Genomic DNA, 9,415 nt, shown 5'->3' with positions numbered 1-9,415 from the left:
CAAGAATAAAATGCGATGCATTTTATTCTAATTGCTTACGCAATAACGAAATAACTTGCCCTTTTGGGCAAGTTATTTTTGAACAGTTCCTAGGACGGGCCTCTAGGCCAGAAGGTGTTCCAGGAGTATCTTGAGTCCTATGGCGATGAGCATGAGGCCCCCGGCCCGCTCGGCCCATTTCCCCAGGAAGCGGCCGAGGCCTTTGCCAAAGACAAAACCGCTCAGGCACACCAAAAAGGTGATGCCGCCGATGATGGCGGAGGAAGACCAGATCCCCTGACCCAGGATGTTAAAGGAAATGCCGACCGCCAGGGCGTCGATACTGGTGGCCAGGGAAAGCGCCAAAAGGGGGCCCACGCTCCGGATGTCCTCGGTTGGTTTTTGGGGATCATCCCCCTCCCGGCTGAGATCCTTTTGCGTAACCCCCGCTATAAACATCTTGCCGCCGATAAAAGCCAGAAGCCCAAAGGCGATCCAATGATCATAGGCCGTGATATACGCCTGTACGGTTTTACCCAAATACCACCCCAGCAGGGGCATGATAAACTGAAAGAGGCCGAAAAAAAAAGCGGCCCGAACCATATAAAAGCGCCTGAGCCCCCGGATACCGATCCCGGCGCTGAGGGATACGGTAAGGGCATCCATGGAGAGGCTAAGGCCAATCAGGATGACGGAGAACATCTTAAGCTCTTGCCGCCAAAGGCAGGGGGGTCCCCTCCGGCCCTGATAACCAGGTAAAAAACTGCGGGGTCGTATCAAGGATAAGCTCCGTTTCCTCGGGGACGGCCCGCCCTTCGCCGGAAAAAATATCGCGGCGGGTTTGCTCCGTGCCGGGGAGCTTGAGCCGCAGGGGCAGGGGGCTTTTCCCGTTGTTCCAGAGGATCAGGGTGTTCCGGCCGCCCTCCCCCCGGAAGTAGAGGGTTTCCACCGCCGGGGGCAGGTTTTCCCGGGCCGGAAGCTCCGGCCGGTATTCGGCGCCGGCTATATACCGGCTGCACAGGGCATAGGCGGCCACCCCGGTCCGGGGGGAATAATCGGGATAGGCCAGCCCGAAAAAGTATTCCGAATTAACCCGGTTGGGTTCTTTGCCCCGGAAGTATGCGCCGGTCAGCTCGTACCAAAAGACCTTTTGGGCCCCCCGGATCGCCAGGCCCGCCAAGGTTTTTACCACATATTCGGGAAAAACCTCCTCCGCTACCCGGGTGGGGTAATAACCATCGGTGGGATATCCGACTTCGGTAACCCAGATCTCCCCGGTATAGCCCTGTTCGGATAAAACCTTCACCAACCGGTCATACTGCTTGAGGGAACTTTCCGGATTTACCCCATAGGGGTGGAAGGAGACGACATCGGCCCCTGCTATGGCCCCGGCGGCAAACATATCCCGGATAAACTTTTTGGGTACCCAGGAAAAAGAGCCGGCCACGATTTTTGCCTGGGGATCAAGCTCCCGAATCTTCTGCAGGGCCGCCTTGGAAAGCGCAAAAAAGTCTTGATCGGTCCCCTTCCAGAAAACCCAGTTCGGCTCGTTCCATATCTCATAGGCGTCGATCTTCCCCCGGTACCGGCGGACCACTTCTTCCACATACCGGAGGTAGTGGGGCAGCCGTTCCGGGGTGATATTCCGCCGGCGTTTATTATCGCGATAAATCCAGGGGGTATCATAGGCTAAAATGGCCAGAAGCTTTCTCCCGGCCTTTTTGCCCTCCTCCACATATTCGTCATACCGTGAAAAATTCCATTCCCCGGATTGGCGTTCTATATCGCTCCAATAAAAGGTGGTCCGCATCCATGCCACCCCCAGTTCATCCAGGAATTCATGTTCCCGGGAAAGGGGCCCCTGGCCGCCGGGGATGATACCGAAAAAATCCGCCGGGACCCGCCGGGAACCATCGGTAGAAAACGACAGGGAAAGGCAGGAGGCAAAAAGCAACACCACGCAAAAACCCACGGGGATACGGAATAGTTTCATCAGTAATACCTCCATTTTTCCCGGGGACGGTTGGGGTCCCGGATGAGCCGGCACAAGAGGAGGTCCCACAGGATGAGTTCCGGGGCGGAACCGGCGGAACGGAGGAGTACCTCAAATTCTGCGATCAGGGACAGGGCCGTGTCCGCCTGGGGAAAATGACGGGCCGCCTCGGCGTAATCCCGCCGGACCTTGGAGGAGCCCAGGCCTATTTTCTTGAATTCCAGCTCCGAGGTCCACCCCGAATTGACCAGGTGGAGATAATCCCTGAGTTTTCTAAAACACCAGGTCAAAGCCGCCATAATGGAGATGGACGGCTGCTTGGCCGCCAGAAGGGTATGGAGGATCTCGATACTTTTCGGCAGATCCCCCTGGGCTATCCGGGAAAAAAGGGAAAAGGCTGACTCTTCCCGGGTATGGGAAAGCCATTTTTCCACATCCTCCCCGGTGATACGTTGGTCCTTGTCCTGAAAAAGCATAAGCCGGGAACATTCCCGTCCCAGGGCATCGGTGTTGTTCTCCACCATCTCCAGGATAGTTTCAATGGCCTCATCCCCGATGCGGTACCCCGCCCGTCTGAAAAAAGACGCCACCCATTCGGTTTTCCGGTCCTCGAAAAGCTCCCAAAAGATCCGTTTGGCCCCGGCGGCAAAGGCCTGTTCCAGCCCCTTGGCCACGCCGGAATTCTCGGATATAAAGATCAGGGTGGTGTTGCTTTGCGGCGCCTGTATATAAGCGGCCAGGGGATCAATTTCTTCTTTCTTTTTGAGGGCTTCGGCATTTTTAATAAAGATCAGCCGGGAATCGGAAAAAAGGGAACCGTTCCGTAACTGGGAAAGGATGTCCGGGAGCGCGGTTTCTCCGGCATAAAAAGAAATTTCCTCCGGAGGGCTTCCGGCGGCCGTGGTCATCTTCCGCCGGATCTCGTTAATGGCATCCTGTTTTTCGCCGATTTCCGGTCCAAGGAACAGCAGACACGTGCCTTTGGCCATATCAATAGGAGCGGATGGTATAGGTAAGGCGTCCCAGGATCCGGGCGTTCTGGGTATAGATCGGCGGATAGTTGGGATTTTCCGGCTGCAAGAGGATCCGGGTCGATTCCTTATAAAAACGTTTCAAGGTAGCCGCGTCATCCAGCAGCGCCACCACGATTTCACCGTTCCGGGCGGTTTCCGTTTTTTCGATAATGGCCGTATCGCCGTCCATGATACCGGCGCCCTCCATGGAATCCCCCTTAACCCGCAGGGCAAAATAATCCCGGTTCTTTTTCAACAGCGAATAGGGCATGGCAATCGAGCCATCATGGTGTTCCTCCGCCAGAATGGGCCGGCCCGCGGCCACGGTGCCCAAATAGGGGATCTCCACCACCTTTTCCGGGGGCTCATCCGCTTCCGGGAAGATAAGTTCAATGGTCCGGGACCGCCGGTCCCCGTTCCGCAGGTAGCCCTTTTTTTTCATGGCCGATACATGGTCATGGGCCGCCTTAATCGATATGGAAAAATGATCCGCTATCTCCCTAATGGTAGGAGGATAGGTATGGTTTTTGATGTACTCCGTGATAAAGCCCAGCACTTCCCCTTGACGCTGGGTGAGTTCTTTCATCGTTCTGTCCTTAATATGTTATATTTGCGTAATTTAACATGCAAATTGCTTGGATATATACCAATGGCTTCCGCAGCCCGGGCAATAACCCCGTTGTTTTGTGATAATTGGAATTCCAAATAATATTTTTCAAACATCTCCTTTGCTTCATTATATTTTAAATGAAATATGTTAGAAGGGAAAGGGCCTTGATCCCCGGATAAAAAGGGACCGGTTTCCGGCAGGGCCGGCGCATCCTCTATGGGGCTCCACCGGAGGAGTTCCCGAATGGCCTTGAGGCTGATATGTTCATCATCCCACATCACCGCAATCCGCTCGGCAAGGTTCTTGAGTTCCCGGATATTGCCCGGCCACGGGTAGGCTAAAAGCGCGTCCCGGGCATCATCGGTCAACTCATAATTCAGCCCGCTCAGTTCCTTTAAAAAATGGAAGAGGAGGACCGGGATATCCCCCCTTCGTTCCCGTAAGGCGGGCATGACTATGGGGATCACGTTGAGGCGGAAAAAGAGGTCCTGCCGGAAACGGCCTTCTTTACATTCCGCCTCCAGGTCCTTATTGGTGGCGGCGATGATACGGACATCGGTGATGATGGTTTTCTCCCCCCCTACCCGCTGGATCTGCTGTTCCTGAATGGCCCGCAGCATCTTGGACTGGGCGGCCAGGGACATATCCCCAATTTCGTCCAAAAACAGGGTCCCGCCGTGGGCCAATTCAAACCGGCCCTTGCGGCTGGAGACCGCATCGGTAAAGGCCCCCTTTTCATGGCCGAAGAGTTCGCTTTCGATAAGGGTTTCCGGTATGGCGGCGCAGTTGACCTCCACAAAGGCCTTCCCCGCCCGGGCGGAACCGCGGTGGATGGCCCGGGCCGCCAGTTCTTTGCCGGTACCGTTTTCCCCATAGATGAGGATCCGGGCGTCGCTTTGGGCGGCCTGTCTGATCCTGCCCCGGACCTCCTCCAACTGGGGGCTCTGCCCGATAATCTCATCCTTGGTCAAAATATTTTTTTTAAGGTCCCGGTTTTCTTCCCGTAATTTTTGCAGGGTAAAGACATTCCGGCACAGGGTCAGGACCTTGTCCAGGGAGAGGGGTTTTTCCAGGAAATCAAAGGCCCCCAGTTTTACCGCCCGAACCGCCATATCCACATTGGCGTGCCCGGATATGACTATCACTTCAAGATCGGGCCAGCCCGTGCGGATCCGTTCCAGGGCTTCCATGCCCCCCAGCTTGGGAAGCATCACATCCAGAAAAACCAGGTCGATGGGTTCGGCCCCTAAAATTTCCAGCCCCAGTACCGCGTCTTCCGCGGTAAATACGGTGTAATGTTCATCTTCCATGATCGAGGCGAGGGTTCTCCGGATTCCCGGTTCATCGTCAATGATGAGGATCTTTGTCATAGTCAGCGCCTTTTTCCGGGAATATGGCCGGTTCGTCTATAGGTATATCGATAAAAAAGGTCGTTCCCATCCCCTCGGCGGAATTAAACCAAATGGATCCCCCGTGGTCGTTCACAATCCGCTCCACAATGGGCAGCCCCAAGCCGGTTCCGGATTCTTTGGTAGTAAAATAAGGGGTGAAAACCTGGGAACTTTCCTCTTCGTTGATACCTTTTCCCGTATCCCGAATACTTAATCTACAATAACGGCTTTCCCGCTTTTTGACTAGATCCGCCCGGATTTGTATCAACCCCTTACCGTTCATGGCGTCGATGCCGTTGATGATGAGGTTGGTAAGGACCTGGGTAAAATGCCGCCGGTCTATTTTTACCGAAAAATCAGTTCCCACCTGATCCATGTCAAAGTGTACCTCAGGATAGGAGGTATGATAGGGGATGATGGTTTCTTCCACCAGGTCCCGCAGTTTTGTCCAGGAAAGGCTATGTTCCATGGGCCGCGCGAGGGTCCTGAATTCGTTAAGCAGGGCGGATAAGCCATCCACTTCCTGGATGATGGCCATCATGGAATTTTCCAGAATTTCGCCGATCCCCCCGGGCTCATTCTTCCAGCGCCGCAAAACCCGTTCCGCCGAAAGTTTTATGGGGGTAAGGGGGTTTTTTATCTCATGGGCAAGCTGCTGGGCCATGCTCTGCCAGATGGATATTTTTTCCGTCCGTACCAGGGCGGCCCGGGACTTTTCCAGGTCCTGGACCATGGCGTTGAAGGACTGCACCAGGACCCCCAACTCATCCTCGGGACGGGCCAATATTTGGATGGAAAAATCCCCCTCCGCCACCCGCCGGGTAGCTTCCGTCAGTTCCGCCAGGGGTTGGGTTATCTTTGAGGCAAAGGAAAGGGTGATAATAACCGTCATCAGCAGGGTGGGGAAGATAAACGCCCCCAGATACAGGGCCAGGAGGGATTTTAAATTAGGACCCAAGGCGGTGACGAAACTAAAACGGCCCAGCTCTTCTTCCACCATGGTTATGCCCCGGTCAAATCCTTCCCCCAGGCCGTAGCTGATAACCCGGAGGGTGTTTTTTTCGGGGTATACGATATACCGGATAACATCCGTATCCCGGGGTATTTCCCGGGACACAAAACCCGGCTGGGTTCCCGGGGGTACTTTGAGTTCCCCCGCCGGTTCCCCGACAAAAGTCCCTCCCTGCCAGGCGCCGTCTTCCTGCAAATGAAAATCCTGAATCGCCGTGAGTTCTTCGGCAACGTTTTTGAGACGGCCGATCAAGTCCTCTCCCGCGGCATCCGGTTCCCCGGCCAAGGTCATCAGGGGATCAAAATCGTTGTTCTGTACCAGGTTTTCCAGTTTTTCCATCTGAAAGGAATAACTCTCCAGGGTCATCTTCTGGGCTTCCCGCAGGGCCTCCTCCACATGGACGGTCCGCCAGAACCGGGCGATCTCGTATACCGACTGGATGGTGACCACCCCAATCGGCACGGCGGTGAACAGGACCGTAATCACAAAATACCCCAGGAGCCGGGCCTGAAACCTGCTTCCCATCCGGCGGGCCCAAATGTCCCTGACCAGATTCTGAACGGAAAAGGCCAAAAATATCAGCAGCACCGCGGGGATGGTAAGAAACATGATATAGGTAAGAAGCTCCGGGATGCTGCCCTCCCGAAAAATATCGGAAAAAAAGGTCCGGGCAAAAAATACGGTTAAAATACAGAGGAGCAGGTAGATTAAGACCAGGCTCCGAACAGTGATGAAAGAATACCGTGGGTGGGTCCGGACTGTTTTCATCCTTCCCTCACTCTTCCGCAAATTTAGACTCAAACAAGCGGACTAAGGCATCTGCCGCTGCCTGCTCATCCTCTCCTTCGGTAATAATTTTTATCTTGGTCCCATAGGCCGCCCCCAGGGTGATAATCCCCATGATCGATTTTCCGTTAATCCGATCGTCGTCCTTTTCCAGATAAATCGACGAGGTAAAATCCTTGGCGATCTGGACCAGCAGGGCTGCCGGCCGGGCATGAATCCCGGCCCTGTTTGTTACGGTTACAATCTGTTCAACCATTACTTATTCCTAAACAAGCTTTTTCAAATCCATGGTCCCATCCATCGGATTTAGATGATATCTTCCTGCCCAAAATACACTGATCTGGCTTGATCGCTTTCTATCCATTTGAGGATATTTTTGTTGAATTCCTTTGCCGAATTATACCCCATCTTTTTGAGCCGCTCATTCATGGCCGCGGTTTCTATGATGATGGGTACGTTCCGGCCGGGTTTGACGGGGATCTCCAATTTCGGGATGCTCACCCCCAGGATATCCATGTACTTTTCCTCTATCCCCAGGCGGTCGTAGGTTTTTTGAGAATCCCAGACCTCCAGTTCCACCACTAATTGGATCTGTTTCCGGTCCCTGATGGCTCCCACGCCAAAAAGATGGGTAATGTTGATGATCCCCAGTCCCCGGATCTCCATGTGATGTCCGATGATCCGGTTTGCCCCGGTGCCTATCAAGATATTACCGCTGACACAGCGGATCTCCACCACATCGTCCGCCACCAGCCGGTGGCCCAATTTGATCAGTTCCAGGGCGGTCTCGCTTTTTCCCACCCCGGAATCGCCCAGGATGAGGATTCCCAGGCCGTATACTTCCACCAGTACCCCGTGGATACTCCGCTCCGGGGCAAAAATATCCAAAAGGATCCGCATCAGCCGGGCATGAAAATCAGTGGTAGTCAAATCGGTCTGGAGTATCGGGCACTGGGCCCGCTCGGCTTCGCCGAAAAAATTCCGGTCCGGGGTCAGGTTGTGGGTAAAGATGCAGCAGGGTATGGGAAAAGAAAACATCTGTTTGATATTTTCAACTTTACCTTCCTCGGACATTTTGCGGAGGTAGGCAACCTCCCCCCGGCCGAAAAGCTGGATCCGCTCGGAGGCAAAGGATTCGTAAAACCCCGACAGGGCCAGTCCCGGCCGGTTGATATCGGGGATGCCTATCTCCCGGGCAAGTCCTTTTCTGCCACCAATACAGTGGAGGTTCAGGGAATTATGCTCCTTGAGATCGATATCTATCAGATCCAGGACGGTAAATCGCTTTGCCATCATGTTATTATGATAAACTAAAACGGGTAACCCTGCAATGCGGCATCCGGCGCTTGAGCGCCTTGGGTGGGGATTCCCGTGGGGGCCGGGGATTTCCCCTTGCCCACGACTCTGGAATTCCCCGCCGGAGCAGACAAGAACCGTAGGTTCACCACCTAAACGTTTTTCGCCATAGGGTATCCCTTCCCGACATCCTGCCCGTGCCAATAACCGTTGGCTGCGAAGGCGGACTCTACAGGTAAGTGGGCAAGGGGAAATCCCCGGCCCCCACGGCTATCAGCGGGAAAAGGCGCTCAAGCGCCGGCTTGGGGGGGATACTGGGGGGGAACTTTTCACTTTTCATTGAAAGTCCTGTGGTGGTTGCAAATTTATCGAGAGGGCCCGTAGTTCATCCACCACATAGACGTTCCGTACCGTAATTTCCCCGTCCAGGGTGAGTATTACCGGGGCAAAATTCAGGATTCCCCGGATGCCGGCGGCGGCCAGTTTTTCCGCAACCCCCTGGGCGGCTTCACCGGGAACGCAGAGGAGTGCAATTTCTATGGAGAAACGGCGAATAATTTCCGCCATTTTATAGGCCGGATAGAGGGGCACCGGAGATTTGAGGATCTCCACCCGGTTTACGCTGATATCGAACCCAGCGACCAGTTCAAATTCGCCAAGATGAAAGGCATGAAAATTGAGATATGCCGAACCAAGCCGGCCCAAGCCTACCACGCAGAAGCGGCGGCGGGTTTCAAGGCCCAGGGTCTTTTTTATCGCCTGGATCAAAGGCGCCGGCTCATAACCCTGGACAGTACCGCCATAATTCCCATCCAGATATGAAACATCCTTACGCACGGTAAAACTAGACCAACCGGTCAACGCCTCTATTTGATGGGACGTTAGCTGTTTTGTTCCTGTTTTCTCAAGTACCCGCATAAGATACAGGAGACGTCCCTTGGTTGGCTCAGGAATTTGCGACATAACAACCCCTATCCGTGAAATTTTTCACAATTGGATCAGCTTCAAAATCCGGTTGAGCGGAATATTACAGGGACTCGACCTCTTCTACGGTCAGATGCAGGCTCTGGGCAATTACCTCCACCGAAACGCCATAACCCTTGAGTATCCGGGCGGATTCCAGTTTTTCCCGGTAGGCTTCCGCCTGTTTTTCCTCTCGTCCTTCGTCGCGTCCTTCTTCCCGTCCCTTTTCGGTACCTATTTGAATGCCCTTCTCCGTGCCTATCTGGATGCCTTCTTCCCGCCCTTCCTCACGGGCAAGCCGTTTGTCCTCCAAGACACTCTCTACCAATGCGTCAAACATCGTCTGGTACTCCTTCTTCCCTACGTGCTCCT

The 9,415-nt window shown here is 54.2% G+C and carries 9 protein-coding genes and 1 pseudogene; all 10 read right to left on the bottom strand.

Annotated elements, in window-relative coordinates; translation table 11 throughout:
• Window positions 1-102 precede the first annotated feature (102 nt).
• Complete coding sequence (locus tag LQZ21_RS14535; RefSeq protein ID WP_411045299.1) at window positions 103-681, bottom strand: manganese efflux pump MntP; 579 nt, start codon at window positions 679-681, stop codon at window positions 103-105.
• 1 nt (window position 682) lies between these two features.
• Entirely contained in the window at window positions 683-1,972 is a 1,290-nt protein-coding gene (locus tag LQZ21_RS14530) for a cellulase family glycosylhydrolase (protein ID WP_411045298.1), read from the bottom strand.
• On the bottom strand, window positions 1,972-2,961 hold the full coding sequence (gene holA / locus LQZ21_RS14525) for a DNA polymerase III subunit delta (protein ID WP_411045297.1): 990 nt from the start codon (window positions 2,959-2,961) through the stop codon (window positions 1,972-1,974). The genes LQZ21_RS14530 and holA overlap by 1 nt, the downstream gene beginning before the upstream one ends.
• Window position 2,962: 1 nt before the next feature.
• Window positions 2,963-3,571: a transcriptional repressor LexA gene (lexA, locus tag LQZ21_RS14520; protein ID WP_411045296.1), complete on the bottom strand. Its 609-nt coding sequence runs from the start codon at window positions 3,569-3,571 to the stop codon at window positions 2,963-2,965.
• On the bottom strand, window positions 3,568-4,965 hold the full coding sequence (locus LQZ21_RS14515) for a sigma-54-dependent transcriptional regulator (RefSeq protein ID WP_411045295.1): 1,398 nt from the start codon (window positions 4,963-4,965) through the stop codon (window positions 3,568-3,570). The genes lexA and LQZ21_RS14515 overlap by 4 nt, the downstream gene beginning before the upstream one ends.
• Entirely contained in the window at window positions 4,943-6,766 is a 1,824-nt protein-coding gene (locus LQZ21_RS14510) for a sensor histidine kinase (RefSeq protein ID WP_411045294.1), read from the bottom strand. Before LQZ21_RS14510 ends, LQZ21_RS14515 begins: the two co-directional genes overlap by 23 nt.
• 7 nt (window positions 6,767-6,773) lie before the next feature.
• Window positions 6,774-7,040, bottom strand: coding sequence for an HPr family phosphocarrier protein (locus LQZ21_RS14505; RefSeq protein WP_411045293.1), 267 nt, complete (start codon window positions 7,038-7,040; stop codon window positions 6,774-6,776).
• Window positions 7,041-7,090: 50 nt separating this feature from the next.
• Window positions 7,091-8,080, bottom strand: coding sequence for an HPr(Ser) kinase/phosphatase (gene hprK, locus LQZ21_RS14500; protein ID WP_411045292.1), 990 nt, complete (start codon window positions 8,078-8,080; stop codon window positions 7,091-7,093).
• A 336-nt stretch (window positions 8,081-8,416) separates the two neighbouring features.
• Window positions 8,417-9,043, bottom strand: coding sequence for a redox-sensing transcriptional repressor Rex (locus tag LQZ21_RS14495; protein ID WP_411045291.1), 627 nt, complete (start codon window positions 9,041-9,043; stop codon window positions 8,417-8,419).
• Window positions 9,044-9,107: 64 nt separating this feature from the next.
• Window positions 9,108-9,415 (bottom strand): annotated as a pseudogene (locus LQZ21_RS14490) (hypothetical protein); the annotation flags it as partial.

The organism is Treponema sp. TIM-1 (genome assembly GCF_046533115.1).
GTDB lineage: Bacteria > Spirochaetota > Spirochaetia > Treponematales > Breznakiellaceae > JAIRMO01.
Note: the sequence above shows the minus strand (reverse complement) of the source record. Positions and strands in the feature narration are given on the sequence as shown.

Bases quoted from the DNA above. Each gene is read 5' to 3' on its own strand.
- LQZ21_RS14535 (WP_411045299.1), bottom strand. From the start codon at position 681: ATGTTCTCCGTCATCCTGATTGGCCTTAGCCTCTCCATGGATGCCCTT.
- LQZ21_RS14530 (WP_411045298.1), bottom strand. From the start codon at position 1,972: ATGAAACTATTCCGTATCCCCGTGGGTTTTTGCGTGGTGTTGCTTTTT.
- holA (WP_411045297.1), bottom strand. From the start codon at position 2,961: ATGGCCAAAGGCACGTGTCTGCTGTTCCTTGGACCGGAAATCGGCGAA.
- lexA (WP_411045296.1), bottom strand. From the start codon at position 3,571: ATGAAAGAACTCACCCAGCGTCAAGGGGAAGTGCTGGGCTTTATCACG.
- LQZ21_RS14515 (WP_411045295.1), bottom strand. From the start codon at position 4,965: ATGACAAAGATCCTCATCATTGACGATGAACCGGGAATCCGGAGAACC.
- LQZ21_RS14510 (WP_411045294.1), bottom strand. From the start codon at position 6,766: ATGAAAACAGTCCGGACCCACCCACGGTATTCTTTCATCACTGTTCGG.
- LQZ21_RS14505 (WP_411045293.1), bottom strand. From the start codon at position 7,040: ATGGTTGAACAGATTGTAACCGTAACAAACAGGGCCGGGATTCATGCC.
- hprK (WP_411045292.1), bottom strand. From the start codon at position 8,080: ATGATGGCAAAGCGATTTACCGTCCTGGATCTGATAGATATCGATCTC.
- LQZ21_RS14495 (WP_411045291.1), bottom strand. From the start codon at position 9,043: ATGTCGCAAATTCCTGAGCCAACCAAGGGACGTCTCCTGTATCTTATG.